This window comes from Fibrobacter sp. UWH6 (genome assembly GCF_900142465.1).
Lineage (GTDB): Bacteria > Fibrobacterota > Fibrobacteria > Fibrobacterales > Fibrobacteraceae > Fibrobacter.
In genome coordinates this window covers 167,082-183,919 of record NZ_FRAX01000004.1, presented here as the reverse complement: position 1 = coordinate 183,919, position 16,838 = coordinate 167,082, and the positions used below count along the sequence as shown (strand labels likewise).

Here is a 16,838-nt window from a genome sequence, read left to right as displayed (position 1 = left end):
TAATGAGTCCAAAACATAAACCTTTGGCATGGTTGATATCCCAACCAAAATCTCCGCCGTTGTCTCAAAAAGCCAGAATTGAAACAGGATACTTACTTCGCTTGTTACAATCAGGTTTACCTTTGTCAATGCCGCAAAGTCGACCGATGTCATCCATTGGCATTCGTTGTCAAGAACTGCGAATTAACGACGAAGATGATTATTCCGGAGCGGCGGAGCCGCCAGTCCGGAGAAGTGAGAGCCACTAGTCCGGTCTGACGGAGCCACCTGTTTTAGGGTTATTGTGCTTCAGAAGGGTTCAGCCCATACACTTCTCGCATGGATTTGTCAACGGACTTGTCGACGTACTCGATGTTTATCTTGTAGGAGTCGAAGGATATCCGGTCCATTATAGCATCCGCAAGCGTACTTTCACCTTCGCATATCTGGTCATACCAGTCCTTCTCCTCGAACTGCGAACAGAATATGGTCGAAGACTTCCTGCGTCTCTTGTGGATTACCTCCAGGAGCAACCTCGCCTCATTTTCCCGCAACTTGAACAGAAGCCATTCATCGATGATCAGGAGCGTGGGCTTGGTGTATTTCTGCAGGGCGTTTTCAAGCGTACGCCGATCCTCCGCGGCCGACAGGTCTATCAGAAGGTCGGGCAACCTCGTGAACTTTACGGAGTAGAACCGCTTGCAAGCCTCCATCCCGAAGGCACATGCGAGATATGTCTTCCCGCTGCCTGTTGCTCCAGTGATGAAGATGTTCCTGTATTGCGAGATGTACTCGCAGCTGGCCAGTTTCTGGATGAGAGCCTTGTTCAGCTTGCGTCCGGAGTGATAGTCCAGCGCGGCTATGCTGGCGTCATTCTGTTCCTGTTCGGCTCTCTTTACCAGGCGCTCCAGGGCGTGGCTCTTGCGGCTGGCGTATTCGGCATCGACCAGCATGCCGAAGCGTTCCTCGAAGGGGATTCCCGCCATGTTCGGGTCCTTTTGCTGGTTGACGAACATGTCCGACATGGTGGTCATGCGCATTTCTATCAGCTTGTCGATTGTACTGCTGTTGTTCACTTGCTTCCTCCGTAGTTTCTCGCTCCGCGGGTGATTCCTCGACGAGACCCTTTTTCCCCGTCAGGCTTCGTCTGCGGCCTGTCACTTCCGCACAGCAGTAGATCCCGGATATTCTTGTAGCTTGGTCTGCTTGTGTATCGTAGAGTTCTCTCACAGGCCCACTCAAGCATGGCGTTGCCGTGACGCTTGCCCAGTTTCAGTACCCCCATGCAGGACCTGTAGGACTGCTGTTCAGCGGAGCTTCCCGACAGCAGGGCGTTTATCACGGCGGCTGTATTTTCACCCACCCCGGTGGCCCAGCGGCGGAACCGTTCTCCGTCCCATTCCAGGTATCCCTGGTGGCTATGGGATTTTACCGTGGAGTATTGGCTCGGCCTTCCGTGAAGCCTTGCGTGGCTGGCGATCCGTTCATGCTCGTAATACACCTCCACAGTGGAGTCGGTCAACCGTGACTCCACCTGCTTTTTTATATACTGATAGGGGACGGAGTAGTACATGCCATCCAGGACGATGTGGTAGTTGAACTGGACGGTGGATGTCTTCCATTCCGCAATCTCGAAGGGTGTGGCGGGCAGGGGCCTTAGCTGCGGACGCTCCTCGTTCTCGAAGATCTCCTGCCTGCTGCATTCCTTCTTCTGGAAGGGCCTCGCATTGAACTGGTCGAGACGGTTCCTTATGGCAGCATTGAGTTCCGCAAGCGAGAAGAACTCCTCGTTACGGAGGGCTGCTGTTATCCATGAGGATATCTTGCCCACGTTCCCCTCTACGCTGGCCTTGTCCTTCGGGTGCCTCACCCTTGCCGGGACTACCGCCGTGCCATAGTGTTCCGCCATCTCGCCATAGGTCCGGTTCAGAGCGGCCGTGTACCAGTCGCTTCGCGCGTGATTCACTGCCGTAGTGCAGTTGTCAGGAACGAGCATCGTCGTCACCCCTCCGAAGAACTCGTACATGTGCACATGCGCCCTGATCCAGTTTCTGGTCTTTTCGTCAAGGAACGCCTCCACGTAGGTGTACTGGCTGTAAGGAAGCGTGGCGACGAACAGGTAGGCGTTCAGGAGTTCTCCTGTGTCGGGATCTATTATGTGGGCCGGATCGCCCGCCCAGTCCACTTCCACCATTTCTGCTGGACGGCGAGGGATGTGCATGGTTGCCCTGCGTTTTTGTTCCTCCTGCTGGATGTAGTAACAGAACTGGGAATACATCAGCGGTTCCCGGTTGCATAGCCTGCAGCTCTCGCAGTATTCCGTCCACAGGAGTTTCTTGGTGACCCCGTTGCGCATCAGCTCCTTGCGGATATATTCGAAGTCTATGGTATGGGCTGGCTCCGACGTTTTCCGATTCGGGAAGAGACGATTCTCTATCGTCGCGTCGTCCATCTGTTCGGCCGTTTTCCAGTCAATATTGTTCGCCGAAGCTGCCTGGGCGACGCGCTTCACTGTATTGCGGGATACCCCCGCATTCCTTGCGATATTTCGCTCGCTGAAGCCAAGGTGCTTCAGTCGGAGTATTTCGCGATATTTGGTCATGAGACCTCCATGTAAAAAGTCCGCGGCATCATTGTCGTGGACATTCGCATTATAGAGTTTTCATGACATTTTGTGGATGGCTCTCATCCTCCGGAAGGGTGGCTCCGTATTTTCCGGAAAAGTGGCTCTCTAGTACCGGACTGGTGGCTCAAAGTACGCCGGAATAATCATTTCAAAATTGATTTTTTGAAAAAAGGCGGCTCTATGGCAAGCAAAAAAGCTACACAACTCAGTTTATCTGTGCTCTCTGATGACATTCTTGCAGATGTAACACAAATTGTCCAATATACTAGGGTATTTGCAAGTGCTAAGGTGAATCTTGCTTTGCTTCAACGTAATTGGTTTCTTGGTCGAAGGATTGCTCTGGAAGAAATGCAAGGCAAATCTTTATTGCTTTGTTCAATTTTATACGCTTTTTCCAAAGATTTTCCACGCAGTGAGTGGAAAATCTCAGATGGGTTTGCTTTCTTGGACTCACTACAGAACGTTGCTGCGTGTTGAGGATGAATCTGCTCGAGAATGGTATGCTCAAGAAGCGTTTTCTCAGGCTTGGAGTTCACGAACTTTGGATAGGAATATTTCTACGCAATATTATTATCGTATGCTGGCCTCCCAGAAGAAGTCAAAAACTTTTTCAAGCGAAGTACATGGCGTACATGCCAACTCCGGAGGTTTTGAAAAAAGAAATCGAAAAACAGAAAGAAATTTTTTGGCTTGATGAAAGGAAAATGAGTCTTTCTGATATGCGAGCGGAATATTCGTGCCGTAACGCCTGAGGATAGTCGCCATGGAGAATCGTGTGTCTAAAACTGAAAAATTCCATTTCCTTGGCCATGTTCAATCTCTCAAATAAACGGAATTCTGCGGTTTTCCCGTTATCAATTCAGCTTCCCACGTTCGTCATCTGGCCTTGTTCCTTGTACGGGAGCATGGAATAGCGCACGGCTTTGAGCTCCGGGTTATCCTTCAGCATCTGGGAGAGCGAATACATGGATATTCAAAACGCCTATATGGTCCAGTCCGAAGACAAGGCGTTCATAGGCGTTATGACGGAGATGATGTACCGTTTTTTTGGGGGGAGGAAGCGGGGTGTAGTGCAGTTTATTTTATACTCTCATTTTTACTTTTTCCAAGATACTCGTCTAACAAATTTTCAGTACCTATGACATATATACATTTATCATGCACACTTTTTTTTAAACATCTTTTTAACCAATTTAGGTGGTATGAATGATTTTGAGGTACATGAATGACCGCATAAGTAGATTTTTCACCATGCACCCCATTTAATTGTATTTGCAAGTTTAACCAAGGAGTATCGCCCCTTTTAAATTGATTTTGAGAATCTAAGCGCCAGGTATAAGATCCATTTTTATCACCGAAATGATAATTATCTATACAACGATATAAATTTTCATATTTTTTTAATTCAGACAGTGGGGTACTCGGAGAATCAAACACGTTTGATTTATAACAATAAATTTGTTGTCCTTTCCCGATGTTTCCTATTTCCACATAAGACGAATCAGGTTTCGGTTTTCTTTGACCTTTATGTTTACCACATTGTAGCACAGTCGCCATCAATTGCGAGGTATTTTCAGCACTATTGCTTTGTCTCAAGCCCCCACCATCCACCTTCCTCTGTGTCACCGCCTTCTCCCCCATCACGTCGGCTTCATGTTCCAGCGCGGCGTTGTCGTTCACGGGCATGCCGCCGATGTTTGTGGTGGGAGTTACGCGGCCGGCCATTTGCTGGGTCACGTGCCAGGCTTCGTGCGGGAGGGCGTGTTCCTGGCCGGGAGCCACATGGATGTCGGTGCCTTGGGTGTAGGCGAGCGCCTGCACGGTCGCGGATTTTGGGCTGTTGTAATGCACACGCACATTGTCAAGCGAATAGCCGGAGAGGGACTCGATGCCGTTCTTCAAGTCGTCAGGGAGGCCCGTGTTGTTCGGGCGCGGCGGATTTTCTGCACGCTGCACTGCGGCATTCGCGAGGGAGGCATGACGTTGCAAAGTCGCAGATTGCGACGAAGAATCAACGACTGATTCGGCGGTGTTCGCTGAGGCCTTTTGAATTAAAGAAGATTTAAAAACGTATGTACATTGCACGACTTTTCACCAATTATTCCTCTTAAAAGCTTGAAGTAATTTCATCACGTCTACTTTTTGATAGACCATTCGTATTCTGCACCATATTGATCGCCTGTTGCCGATTAATTTGTTGCAAAATACGAATTCGAATTGGAACACCTCTTACATTAAGAATATAAGAACCATTCTCAAAATAATATCCGTTTCGCAAATAACTCAGCTGCGAATATGTGAACACCAATCCATTGAAGTCAAAACGATCTTTTTTATTCTGAATAGGAATCTGCGCCGCAGAATCAACATAACATGAGTGACCATCATTAGTCAGAATGTAAACACAGGCATTTTGAACACGCTGCGGTGTAAACAATAGCTTATAGAACAATCCCTGATTAGCGATACCTAACGAATAAAAAACAACCTTTCCAACATTTGCTAATCCTTGAGGTACTGGGGTGTTATTGGCGTCCATATTTAAATTAGTATCACCATGACCATGAAGCCTGCGTCCATCTGGACCAGGTACAGGATCCAGCATAGTTAATTCACAATTAATAACATTTGGATTATTGACAAATCTTCTATAAAGTTCTCCAGCCGCAACAGCGCCTCTACTGTGTCCCTTTATTATCAAATGAATAGGACCTCGATTATGAATTGTCATATTTGTAATTTCATCGGCCCCGTTAACCAAATCATCTATACTTGGAGAAGCATCAAGTGCGCCGTTTAAAGACATTGGTCCTGGAAATGAATATTCCAATATGTTATTTCCTTTTATGTTAATAAGAATATCATGCCCAGAAATTTGAAATACCTGCACTCCTTTATTCTGTTTTCCCCATGAGGCATAGCCACTTCCCGCAAAATTTATTTTCAAAACTGTAAATCGGCGTCCTCCGTTATTGACAATGTCGCCTGCACGACCACATTGAATTGGTTGATCACCATTTCCCAACCGTTTTAATTGCGCTATATTCTTTTCACACTTGCATTGCACCGCCTTCTCGCCCATCACATCGGCTTCGTGCTCTAGCCCAGCATTATCGTTCACGGGCATGCCGTTGATATTGGTGGTTGGCGAAACGCGGCCGGCCATTTGCTGGGCAACGTGCCAGGCTTCGTGAGGTAAAGTATGTTCCTGGCCTGGGGCCACATGGATGTCGGTGCCTTGGGTGTAGGCTAGCGCTTGAACGGTGGCGGGCTTAGAACTATTGTAATGTACGCGCACATCGTCCATAGAGAAACCCGAAAGACTCTCGATACCGCTCTTGAGGTTGTCGGGCATTCCCGTAAGGTTCGGGCGGGGTTCCGGAGCACGTTGTACAGAAGCATTCATCAAGTCAGCTTTTCGTTGCAGGCTTTGCGCTTGCGCAGAATTATCCCGTACGGATTCAGCGGTGTTCGCCGAAGCAATTTGTACAGTATCGTTCTTTTGTGCGTATGTGTTTTGCATAAGGAGCTCTTTTTCGTTTATTTATCGCGTATCGCAGTAGTTCCGTTGTTAGCAGCACTCTATGCAGTTTCATTTTTTATAGAATATGAGCATTGTATACTTCTCTCCTACTATTCTTTATGAGGCATCATTATATTTTCTGTCTGTTCAAGTTTCTTTAAAAATTTCTGAATCGTCTCTTCTGTAGTATCAGCCATTGTCAAGCGATCCGTATTGAGAAATCGTTCCTTGTAAAGGGAGTCTGAAATACTTCTTTGGCGTCCACGACTATTTACGATAAACAATTGCCTTTGCTTATTGTTAAAAATATCAATGTAAGAAACATTAAGCAGATAAGCAACTCGAAGATTTCTGAACGACATTTTACCAGAATCCAGTCCCATACCCTGAATTTTGTCATTTACTTTTTTAAAGAATTTATTCAATTCGGATTCATGACACTTTATAAAACCATTTTCATCATCAGAAAGGCATGTTGCATACTTTTTTGATCCTTGAAACAAAAAAGTTGCTGATTTCATTGAAGTCAAGGACTGGTCATGCACAAATCCCTCAAAAAAAGTCAGCATAGGTTTTACTTCTACAAAGTTTAGACCTCGGTATTCTTTTTCGATCTTGACATTCAAGGTATCATTCTTTATGAACGATGTTATTATAGGTTGAGCACTACGTTCTTCATTTGCAAAAGACCTTTTTGATATTTCATTCGAATTAATGGCGGCATAGCACGAAAATACAGCCGTAACGGCACCACATAAAGTAATCAAAAAATTTATAAAGTAATTAAACCGATTCCATTTAATTGATACGAAGTCATAAAATTTTGATTTCATTTTTTATCCTAGTTAATTTTTTTCAACATTTTTTACGGTCTTTTGAGAAAACATCGTTTTAACAATTCATTTTCCCAAAAATCTACACCGCAGAATTCTTTATCAAGTCTTTTAAATAATCTAAAGCCTTCACATTTCCTGTTCCTGCAAATATATTACATGCTTCTTTCAAGTCTACAAGTCCTTGAGACGTTTTTGTCATTTCATGCAACTGGCTCATGGCAAAATCCTTAGTATGCTCATCAATAAAGTCCTGCGCAACTACTGATGCAAAAATGCAGGCTAGATTCATTTTTTCCTCCTAGGAAAATCAGCAGAACGGTACACCTGCAACAAGGTTATAGCGATTACCGTAAGAATGATGATTACAAAACTCCCCCACTGCCCCACTTTACCTACATAATCCATAATGACAGGATCGAAATTGGTGAGAATCAGCGAGGTAAAAAGGGGAGGAATCGCCACTAGAGCAACCAACAAGGCTAAACGTCGGCTAAAATAGTCATTAACCCTACAGATGGCAAAGTAACTAATCAACAGCAAGAAAACTAGGCCATACACGATTGAATTCAGTAAGCGGAAAGCCCAGCGATGTGTACAGAAAAATGCAGCAAAACCACTCTGACGTTTGTGAGCACCATCCTCTTTTTCAAAATTTTCTAGCAAAATGTCGCTCAATCGGCTTTCCATATGGGCAGAATCATTCAAAAGTCCAAAGGGAGCGATTCCCAGGGAATAATAGGCATCATTATAGAACGAAGCATCGTCAGTCAATTGTTCCCACTGCTGATAATCTAGCCATAACATTGGAACTACAGCGTGAAGCACTTCTCGCCGCATATCATTTTTCAGTTGCTGATTCAGGTCACGGTAAATCACCAGTTTACTGCGAGACACTGGTTCATCGCTGAGTACAATCAAATAATTTTTTTGAGTTCCATTGAAATTAGATTTCATCAGTTTTCCAAAAAACTCATAGCTATAGATTCCCTTTTGAGGGGGCACATAGTTGGAGTCTACAGACACATTCTTCTCTTCACCCAAATCAAGCAGATTCATCATCAAGTTGACCATGGCATAGGGATTTTCGCGATTCAATTTGTTCTGCAGGGAGTCAAAGTAATCCTTGAAAATTCTTGTATTTACAGAATCCGTGGGATAATTCTGGAACCAAAGGGAAACTCCATCTCCGCGAAAACCGCCATCACGACCATCAATAGCAAGACAACTCACAAACTGCTGGAACAGGGAATTGACTCTGGTATTTACCAAGGAATCCACCTGTTTGACCAAGTTTCTAAAGAAATCCTGCATTTTGTCCGCATCATGTGAAAGTTCTCCCCACTGGCTCTTTTTAATAATCCAGTCCACCTTTACATTATGCTTGTGAGCCTCATTTACAAAATCACTATAGCCATCCTTATTAAAGAAACTTAGAGATTTCGTGCCAGAAGGCATCTGCAAAACGCCTTTATCGGAAGCCGATATTCCATAGTAGGCAATGCGAGTAATCCCCGAAAAATCGAGCGTATCTCCCCCTTCCTTTGCAAGCCAATAAGGATAAACCGCATATACATTTCCATTTAAATCCTTGTACTGACTGCAGCCACATCCATCTGTTTTCCAAACTACCGGGATTTCATCATTAAAGGAATTGATTTTCTGATAATTGGCCTCTACGGTTTTCTGAAGAAGACTAACATACAGCGAATCAACCAAGTCAAACGAAAAATTCCAGCGGTCATCGGAACAACGATTAGAAATAAAACGACGTTTTAATGTGCGATACCTAAAGCAATCTTTATAGATTCCTACAGTATCCTTATTCATATTTTCACGGAACTTCTTAAAAACGTCCATGCTCGGTTCAACGGAACCAAAGCACATCGATTGAATAGATTCCCTAAATTTGCTCTTGTATTTTAATCTAAATAAATCCTCGACTTCATTCTCCTCCCAAGACACACTTGAAATTTTATCGTAAGGGCCATTCCCTTCATAGCATACCCCTAAAGAAGCTGCCAAGAGGCTCAAGGCATACCTCCGCATCATTACGGAATCTGCAAAAACAATTCCCTGCAAGTCATGCAAAAAACGAGAAACCGCTTTGGAGTAAGAATCTGTTGCAACATGCTTACGAATGAAATTCTTTATGGTATTAATATTCTTTCCATCAAGCCACACAAAATCCACTATGGAATCATCAGGGGTAAGGCCAACGGTTTTACGATGTTTGAGACTCTTGTTTCCCAAGGCAAAATTATTGAGAATTGGATGAAACCGAGGGAACTTCGCCAAGGAAGTTCGCAAAGCTTTATCCAGTTCAAATCGATCCATGTAATAGATTCCCTGCTGACGATCCAAGGAATCAAAGGCCTCTAAGGTATCGTTGGCATTAGGAAGCTTATCGTATTCCATTACCAGAGAATCGGGAACGACGAAATATTCCATTTCGTTTGTAGAGGCTATTACAGTGCCCACAAATAGCAAAACATATATAAACCAATTTCTCATAAAGCTTTTCCTTCTTTCTGTAATTCCTTAGAAAGGCCTTCTTGAATGTCACACTTATTTATGATTTTTCGATTATCCATTAGAGCCGAAAGAGCGGCATAGCGGGCTACATTGGTCAGGGCACCGCCGGCCAGTTCATATTTTTCAGCAAATTCCTTAAAGATTTCTTCCCTATTTTCAACTTGAGTCTTTTCAAAAATATTATTCCATAAGATTAGACGTTCAGCAGGTTCCGGCATGGGGAAATACACGGAACTTTGGAATCTTCGAGAAAACGCCTCATCTATATTTGATTTCAAGTTGCTAGCCAAAATTACAATACCCGGAAAATCCTCTACACGTTGCAGCAGGTATGAAATTTCCTGGTTAGCAGCACGGTCATTGGAATTGCTAGCCTGGGTTCGAGTTCCAAATAAGGAGTCAGCTTCATCAAAGAATAAAATCCATTTACGGCTTTCTGCTTGATCAAAAATGTTAGACAGATTTTTCTCCGTTTCGCCGATGTACTTAGAAACCACCTGCGACAAGTCAACCCGATAAACATCCATGCCGACCTTCTTGCCAATCAATGTCGCCGTCAAGGTTTTTCCAGTTCCCGGAGGACCATAGAACAAAACTCGATAACCACGCTTAAGATTTTTTCGCAAGCCAAAACCATCCAAAATTTCGTCGGAATGGTTAATCCAGGTAATCAGTTGGTCTATTTCACAACGGGTTACGTCTCCAAGAACAAGGTCTTCCCATTGTAAACGGGATGTAATCAGTTTCGCGGGGAAATGGATACTGTAATCAGGTTTATTTTGCACCCCCGTCGTTAAAAATTCCAAATATTCCGAAGATATACGCAATGCAGCCGAATTCTTGGGTTCTCCCGGTTCACCATATTCCAATTGAAGTATACGGTTCGCAGTCAATTTATGATCAGTTTCGAAAAAACGCATCAATTGGATTCTTCGTTCCAGATTATCTCCAGCCAAAAGAAACAAAGCCGTTTCACAAGTGGGCAAAAAACCTGAATGGCTCTTGCTATGCCAACCACCAAATTCAGTATAGGGACGCCCCAATACTTTATTGTTCAAGAAAAATGAGTCTAAAGCCTGGGGGCAAAAATGCGGAAGTAATGAAAGCACAAGAATGAACCTTTCTTCAAAATTCAGTTCATTCTGCAACACCAGCTGAGCATAAGGAGAATCATCATCCAGTTCTGGAGGCAATATAGCCTGCACCTGAATCATTTTACGTTCATCAGCAGCAGCAGAAAAATACTGTTCAAAGCGAGCATCAATAATCTGGCGACACCAACAAATTTCCTTATCTAGAACGGCACTCATTCTACCTCCACGCCACGCTAATCTTAGATTTCATCCAAGATGTTTTAACCATGGAATAACCCCAGGGGAGTTTATCTAGCAGCATATCATAAGCACTAGATGACACCTTAAGCAACAAGCCATCTTCAACGTCTTCAATGCTACCGGAACGAATCAAAAAACTGGTACGTAACCCATCTGCAGAAGTAGAACCTAAAGCTCCCCAATTCTTGACAACTGCATCAAGCAAGCTATTGACAACAGACTTGTCATCATCAGAAAGAATCGGTAATTTTTCGGAATCAAAAGAGCGATCATAACCACAGATAATGTTCATCAGTGAGGCTGGCGTCTTGGGGACTTCATAACTTCCATAAACAGCATACTTTAAAAGAGACAAACCTTTCAATCGGGCGTCTTCAGAAGTAAACGTATTCCCAGATACACAACCCAAACGACCCAATAGCACAGGAATGTAAGGAGCCAATAAAACCAAGCCGGCATCATGAACTACATTCCTAGTTTCCTTAGGAGAAATCTTTTGGGGGGCAGGACGTTCCATCCTTTTAATATTCTGATATACTGAACATGCGATTTGACGAAAATCCAAACCAGGATTTCTCTGCATCATAATTTTGATAATGTATTCCGAGACTGCCAATGGGTCAAACTTTGAATTCGGATTTTTTACAAGCCATTCTTCGGCATAATATTCAAACTCTTTCTCAATATTCATCACTTGATTTATGGGAAGCAAGCGTCTGTAAGTTTCAGAAAGCATATTTAACGTAAGCTGGCTATGTTTCTTAAAAACAACCTTGGATAGGCTCTCCTTTAGAGTCACCGGCAATTTCCCGGAAAAATGTTGCAAGGCATTTTCAGAATCAACCTCTCCCACATCAATCGTAAGGTCATCTATTTCTAATTCACCGTCAAAATCCAGTTCATTTAAAATTTGATCCAATATATCAATCAATGTATTCCGGGCAAAAGAATAGAGAGAACCTTCCAAATTCTGGCAGGTTTGCGAGTCTGCAGCGACAATATTCAATGTCAAATTGTCAATGACGTTCATTTTTCATAAAACCAAGAAGCAGAAATTTTTTCGGGTAACGATTCAGAAAGCCAAATAAAAACAGGAATAAGATGAGCGGGCAATTCTTCTCGCACAAAATCTTCCATACTGTTGCGGGTTTCTTCGCTATAGGTATCAGAATTTCCCCATACAACAAAAATTTTTCCAAAATTTTTATTTAGGTAAATTCCATCCACAATATGATTTTTAACGCCAAGCATTATTTCAAGACGCGTTCCAAAATACTTTCCGCAACGATGCATGTGTAAAGCTGGCAAAGATCTAATGTATTTCACTTTAGCTCGTAACAGATTAACAAATGCCGTCTCTCCTTCGTGTTCATGGATTTTCATGAACAATTCATCAGGATACTCCATGCCATACATAGCGAGCATCTGGTCCAAAATTTTGCAGTACTTCTTTTTACTTGTCTTTAAAACGTCTACAGAAAAAAGATCTGCAAAATCATCTATTTTCGAAAGGAATTTCTTAATCAAAAACTCAACTGGTTCAAGAAACTTCTGTAAGGTTAAAGCATCTTCCCCCTTACGATATATCATAGGGAACTGATCAACAATGGGAGCAAAATTCAAGAAATCTCTCCGTATACCTTCAACAGAAACAACCTGATGTTTAGCAGTCTCTACAACAACCTTTTCTATATCCGAGTCTTCGTCAAGCCAGAGAAACTTCACTGATGAGATATTTTCGCCAAGAAGTCGCCAATCATTCCACAATTCATTAAAAGATTTCAGCAGGGCGATTTCTGCATTTTCCTTTTTAAGTTGGCTATTATCCTTTGCTACAATCATCACTTCGTAACAGCCATCTGTACAATTCAAGAATTCTGTCCGAATCGCGCCCTTCAAATACTTGGAAAAAAAACTGGAGTAATCTTCCGCCGAAACAGGAAAACATTCCTTTACCTGTTCTGCAGTATACAAAGCTTCACGACGCAGATCAATATTTCCATCTTTGGATGTCAAATAATCTTCAATATCAAAATCTGTTTTATAACCCAATTCCGATATAGCAAAGATGATGTTTTCCAAAAGGGTAATACCAGGATCATGGGCATTGAAATCTGTCCATATATTCCCACTCAGCTTTTGAATTAAAGCTAGGGAATCAAGGCGCATAGCCTCGTAATCAAGATCTTGCGCTCCACTTATTTTCGAAATTGTCTTAGCCAAGAGACTGCACCATCATGTTATCAAACCACAATTTTGTCAATCTATAGCGAATCAAGGATCCATTTTTATAGGCACAATGGGTGCGGAGTTGTAATTTAAAGGTATAACGCTCCTCCCCTCTTGCCCAACGAATGTCAATGCGGGACCCTCTACCTCCATAATAAGATTGGGTTTTATTAATAGCCGGCTTTCCATGAAATACGTTCATAGCAATAGCATGTGTCAAAGCAAAACGGCCTTCATTTTCTTGACCACCAACGCCCGCGATAATCTCAAAGGCTTCGCATCCATTCAGTTCTTCCGTAATATCGTGCCACCTACCATCAGCCTCAACTTTAAGTTTATCATTTTCTTTACCAATTCGACCTTCACTACTTATGACACCATTCACGTCCAAGGTACATTCAGGAGTTCTTGTGCCAATACCGACTGCGGTAACCGAAGATGAGCCAACTAATGAAACCACACTATTTGACGACTCTTGAGAAGGTGTGGAAACATGCAAGCTAGAAGCATCCTCTTCAGCACCATTCTTACGAAGCTCCACTTGCCAAAGAGGAGTACCTTCGGTGACATTTTCATAAAAACTCATCAGTTTTCCAGAATCAGTCAACTGAGAAATTTTAAGTCCATTTTCAGGAGTCTTTTCAAAGCCATCTTCTTCGATATTTACAGAAGAATCGATCAAATCATTAAAGTCTTCTTCACACGGCATCTGTCCAGCGCGAAAAAGTGATTTAAGAGCATTTCTACTTAATTGCATTACCTCTCCTTCGAATAATGAAAGTGGAGCCAATTTCCAAGTCCCCAAAGCCAACACTGATGGGTTTAGATTCATTAATTTCGGGAACAATGTTTAAGAAGTGCTTTGCCATCGGAGTAGATACACTCCAGGGACAAAGGCCGCGAAGAATTCCCGATTCAAGTTGCTCAGAATGGTCCACATAAAAATTACAGTCATCTTCGGACGCAATCCTCAAAATGGACAGTTCCTTGATAAACTTTACATATTCCAAATTTTCAATGAACGTTTTCAGGTCATTTTCATTTAAGGACCAACCAAAGAATTTCTGTTGTCCTATCGGATACCAAGGCGAAATAAAACGGTTAATCTGATTGTTTAAATCCAACAGACATTCGCCTTCACCGAAACCATCTCGGAAATCCACAACACAGCGAACTTGCATCCTCTCAAAATACGGATTCAACACACGAATTTTTGCCGATGCCGGGATTTTTTCTTTCAAGAAATTCTTAATATCGTAAAGAATTTTACCTCCAAGACAAGGATCCCAGGAATTACCCTTTGTCTCAACCAATCGGGATACGGGAACAATGGTCACATAGCCAGGAGTCAAAACGCCCTGATTTTCAGGATTCAAACCCGCAAAACATTTGACCATGTGCACTTCCGGGAAATGTTCCAAAATAATGCGCTCATAATCCTTAGGTGAAAGAGCGCGCCCGCGATGATAAAGAAATTCCGCCACACGAGTGCGCATCCGTTCCTTATCTTCGGCCACCCGACCACCAAAAGATTCCGTTATCTGGAAAACTTCAGAAAGGCCTGCTCGGCTTTGCGCAAGTTCAGTAATGGTTTTCGGCTTAATTCTTTCCAATTTTCCGTAAGAATTTCCATCCATGCAACGCTTAACTTCAACCGCATTGGTGTAAACGGAATAAATTCGGCTGCATTGTTTCCAATTTCCTAAGGGTCGCAAACGAATCCAAGCTAGATTACCATACATTAACTTGCCCCCCTGACTCATTTCCTTTGGAAGCTTTAACGCAACAATTCCTGACGTAGTAAAACCAGAAGTTGAATTGTAAAGTACGTTTTCCGCAGGCAAATTCACCCAATTATCATTGCACAAGACGGACCAGGAAAAATCACCGATATCATCGGAAACCACGTAATCAGAATCCCGTTTCAAATGAAAAAAAAGATTTAGTCGCTGAGGAATCTTATTACAGGATATTCCTATCAGAAATGCGCCACCCAGATCATTCAAACCTTTTTTGGGGCTAAAGCCTAGAGGATGTAAGAAGAAAATCGTACTTGATTCCCCATCTTTATTAGAGTGACGGACGCCAAGTTCACATTTTGCTCGATAATTCAATCGCAGATTTTCTAATTCAGGAGTATACGGCTGATTCGGCAACGGCATTCCAGAAACCTTCTTTAAAGCCTTAGCCATCAGGGAATCACAAAGAGCACGAGTATACTCCTGATGCATAAAGGCCGCCTCGGGAGAATACAAGCGCATTCTATATTGAGCCCAGGCACTGCTTGATGCCAAAACCTCTCTAAATGATATATGAAAATCCGAAGACACTCCATTTTTTTGCGAATCAAAAAGATTTGCTAAAATAGGTTTCATATTCGCAGAAGGGTACTGTACACCATTATTAGTACTGCAAAGAGAAACCTTAAAATCAGCCGTATTAGGAACATTTGGATAAAGGCTATACCAAGAAGAGAAATCCCGTGAATTCGGAAGACCGCGCCAAGTTCCATACAAATCTATATCGGTCAAACGTTTACCAAACAACTCATCACTAGCAAAAGCAAATGTATTCCCAACACTGGGCAAAGGACCAAAGGGTTGTAACGGACTAGAAAGCGATAGAGGGCCTAAATCGTTCATTACATCAAATGAACGCAATCCACACACATTCACATCTGCCTGGATTTTCTGTAACTTCAGTAGACGCAGTTGTTTCCAGGGATTATAGGAATTTTGAGGATTAATTTCGATTTTTACAACAGGATGTTCCGTATCAAATAAATCCTGATGAATAACGGAATTATATGGAACAATCGAGGGAACCGATTCCGACAAGACAAAAGACAGGCTAAAGCAATCACTTTCGAAACGAGGATCAAGAATACAGGATTCCAACTGATAGCCTTCAACGCCATACCATCCTTCTTCAGTGGTCAAGTAAATCTTGAATGCAGTCGAGAATGTCTTAAGAAAGAGGTCAGGATCACTACCATACTCCAACAACGAACCTTCAACAGAATCTGGATCAAAGAAGAAGGTCAACTTAACTTTACGACACCCCTCTTTCAAGCGAAGAATCGGAGACGCAAATGCAATTCCAAGACGAGCATTTTGCGCATTTACAGAACGATTTCTGGATCTTGTCAATCCAAACAGCGGATAGGGGGTAATATCATCTCCATCGGCAACCAATTTTGGATCATAAATAGGAATTTCGGTTATAGTTGCCGGGGAATCGTCATGGATAGCAATTGAAAGTAGTCGCGCAACAGAAGCATCATTAATATTTGCGTCCTTAACCGACTCAAATACGATATCCATTCCCGCATCATCAAAACCAGCCAAAAATTTTGTCCCCGCCGGAAGATCACAGCAAGTTCCCACAGCCGGTTGCGGAAAAACAACATGGGCAGAGTCACCTTGGGTGGCCATTTTTTTTTCGCCAAGAATTTTTTCGTAATAAAAATCAACTCGCTTATCCGGTAAAGTATTCAAGCGATTCTTGACACGCAATAGTAAAGATGCGCATGTAGCATAAAGAGCTGTTGCAGGTTCCATATTGCCATCGGCAACACCCTCAACCTTTCTCACAAGGTCATCAACATCTACCGATTCTAGTATTTCAGCAATACCACGCTCTATGCAAACAGCCTTTAATACAGCCAATAGATCCCGTAACGAAGAAACGTCAACGGAATAAAAGCCCTGTTTCAATTCCTTGAAAAGGCGAGTTTCCTGGCTAAGTCCATCGCGAATGTTAAACCTAATTTTTTCCAT

General features: G+C 42.8%; 12 protein-coding genes and 2 pseudogenes. 2 read left to right on the top strand and 12 right to left on the bottom strand.

Annotation, left to right across the window (positions count from 1 at the left end):
- Positions 1 to 278 precede the first annotated feature (278 nt).
- Positions 279 to 1,055: an ATP-binding protein gene (locus BUB73_RS05565; protein WP_073284241.1), complete on the bottom strand. Its 777-nt coding sequence runs from the start codon at positions 1,053 to 1,055 to the stop codon at positions 279 to 281.
- Positions 1,052 to 2,581 (bottom strand): IS21 family transposase, encoded by a 1,530-nt coding sequence (istA, locus tag BUB73_RS05560; RefSeq protein WP_073284239.1) that lies wholly within the window; start codon positions 2,579 to 2,581, stop codon positions 1,052 to 1,054. Before istA ends, BUB73_RS05565 begins: the two co-directional genes overlap by 4 nt.
- 204 nt (positions 2,582 to 2,785) lie before the next feature.
- On the opposite strand from istA, the gene BUB73_RS17660 reads away from it, so the two are divergent.
- On the top strand, positions 2,786 to 3,082 hold the full coding sequence (locus BUB73_RS17660; protein WP_249505548.1) for a DUF1016 N-terminal domain-containing protein: 297 nt from the start codon (positions 2,786 to 2,788) through the stop codon (positions 3,080 to 3,082).
- Positions 3,018 to 3,299, top strand: a complete 282-nt coding sequence (locus BUB73_RS17655) for a DUF1016 N-terminal domain-containing protein (RefSeq protein ID WP_346348698.1) — start codon at positions 3,018 to 3,020, stop codon at positions 3,297 to 3,299. Before BUB73_RS17660 ends, BUB73_RS17655 begins: the two co-directional genes overlap by 65 nt.
- 932 nt (positions 3,300 to 4,231) lie before the next feature.
- Here the strand turns inward: BUB73_RS17655 and BUB73_RS17945 are convergent.
- The 10 genes and pseudogenes from BUB73_RS17945 to BUB73_RS05505 all read right to left on the bottom strand — a co-directional run.
- Positions 4,232 to 4,531 (bottom strand): annotated as a pseudogene (locus BUB73_RS17945) (DUF4157 domain-containing protein); the annotation flags it as partial.
- 1,141 nt (positions 4,532 to 5,672) lie between these two features.
- Positions 5,673 to 6,149: pseudogene (locus tag BUB73_RS17940) on the bottom strand (DUF4157 domain-containing protein); the annotation flags it as partial.
- A gap of 89 nt (positions 6,150 to 6,238) precedes the next feature.
- Positions 6,239 to 6,961 carry a hypothetical protein gene (locus tag BUB73_RS05540; RefSeq protein ID WP_073284233.1) on the bottom strand — a complete coding sequence of 241 codons (723 nt, stop codon included), beginning with the start codon at positions 6,959 to 6,961 and terminating at the stop codon, positions 6,239 to 6,241.
- Between the two features lie 82 nt (positions 6,962 to 7,043).
- Positions 7,044 to 7,253 carry a hypothetical protein gene (locus tag BUB73_RS05535; RefSeq protein ID WP_073284230.1) on the bottom strand — a complete coding sequence of 70 codons (210 nt, stop codon included), beginning with the start codon at positions 7,251 to 7,253 and terminating at the stop codon, positions 7,044 to 7,046.
- The gene (locus tag BUB73_RS05530) at positions 7,250 to 9,475 is read right to left on the bottom strand and encodes a hypothetical protein (RefSeq protein ID WP_073284227.1); all 2,226 of its coding nucleotides are present in this window, start codon (positions 9,473 to 9,475) and stop codon (positions 7,250 to 7,252) included. The genes BUB73_RS05535 and BUB73_RS05530 overlap by 4 nt, the downstream gene beginning before the upstream one ends.
- On the bottom strand, positions 9,472 to 10,806 hold the full coding sequence (locus tag BUB73_RS05525) for an ATP-binding protein (RefSeq protein WP_073284225.1): 1,335 nt from the start codon (positions 10,804 to 10,806) through the stop codon (positions 9,472 to 9,474). Before BUB73_RS05525 ends, BUB73_RS05530 begins: the two co-directional genes overlap by 4 nt.
- A 1-nt stretch (position 10,807) precedes the next feature.
- Positions 10,808 to 11,860, bottom strand: coding sequence for a contractile injection system tape measure protein (locus BUB73_RS05520; RefSeq protein WP_073284222.1), 1,053 nt, complete (start codon positions 11,858 to 11,860; stop codon positions 10,808 to 10,810).
- On the bottom strand, positions 11,857 to 13,053 hold the full coding sequence (locus tag BUB73_RS05515) for a hypothetical protein (RefSeq protein ID WP_073284219.1): 1,197 nt from the start codon (positions 13,051 to 13,053) through the stop codon (positions 11,857 to 11,859). The genes BUB73_RS05520 and BUB73_RS05515 overlap by 4 nt, the downstream gene beginning before the upstream one ends.
- Entirely contained in the window at positions 13,046 to 13,816 is a 771-nt protein-coding gene (locus BUB73_RS05510; RefSeq protein ID WP_073284216.1) for a hypothetical protein, read from the bottom strand. The genes BUB73_RS05515 and BUB73_RS05510 overlap by 8 nt, the downstream gene beginning before the upstream one ends.
- Complete coding sequence (locus tag BUB73_RS05505; RefSeq protein ID WP_073284214.1) at positions 13,803 to 16,838, bottom strand: hypothetical protein; 3,036 nt, start codon at positions 16,836 to 16,838, stop codon at positions 13,803 to 13,805. Before BUB73_RS05505 ends, BUB73_RS05510 begins: the two co-directional genes overlap by 14 nt.

What these genes read in the sequence shown, in the direction of transcription:
- istA (WP_073284239.1), bottom strand. Translation starts at nt 2,581, where the DNA reads ATGACCAAATATCGCGAAATACTCCGACTGAAGCACCTTGGCTTCAGC.
- BUB73_RS17660 (WP_249505548.1), top strand. Translation starts at nt 2,786, where the DNA reads ATGGCAAGCAAAAAAGCTACACAACTCAGTTTATCTGTGCTCTCTGAT.
- BUB73_RS05540 (WP_073284233.1), bottom strand. Translation starts at nt 6,961, where the DNA reads ATGAAATCAAAATTTTATGACTTCGTATCAATTAAATGGAATCGGTTT.
- BUB73_RS05535 (WP_073284230.1), bottom strand. Translation starts at nt 7,253, where the DNA reads ATGAATCTAGCCTGCATTTTTGCATCAGTAGTTGCGCAGGACTTTATT.
- BUB73_RS05530 (WP_073284227.1), bottom strand. Translation starts at nt 9,475, where the DNA reads ATGAGAAATTGGTTTATATATGTTTTGCTATTTGTGGGCACTGTAATA.
- BUB73_RS05525 (WP_073284225.1), bottom strand. Translation starts at nt 10,806, where the DNA reads ATGAGTGCCGTTCTAGATAAGGAAATTTGTTGGTGTCGCCAGATTATT.
- BUB73_RS05520 (WP_073284222.1), bottom strand. Translation starts at nt 11,860, where the DNA reads ATGAACGTCATTGACAATTTGACATTGAATATTGTCGCTGCAGACTCG.
- BUB73_RS05510 (WP_073284216.1), bottom strand. Translation starts at nt 13,816, where the DNA reads ATGCAATTAAGTAGAAATGCTCTTAAATCACTTTTTCGCGCTGGACAG.
- BUB73_RS05505 (WP_073284214.1), bottom strand. Translation starts at nt 16,838, where the DNA reads ATGGAAAAAATTAGGTTTAACATTCGCGATGGACTTAGCCAGGAAACT.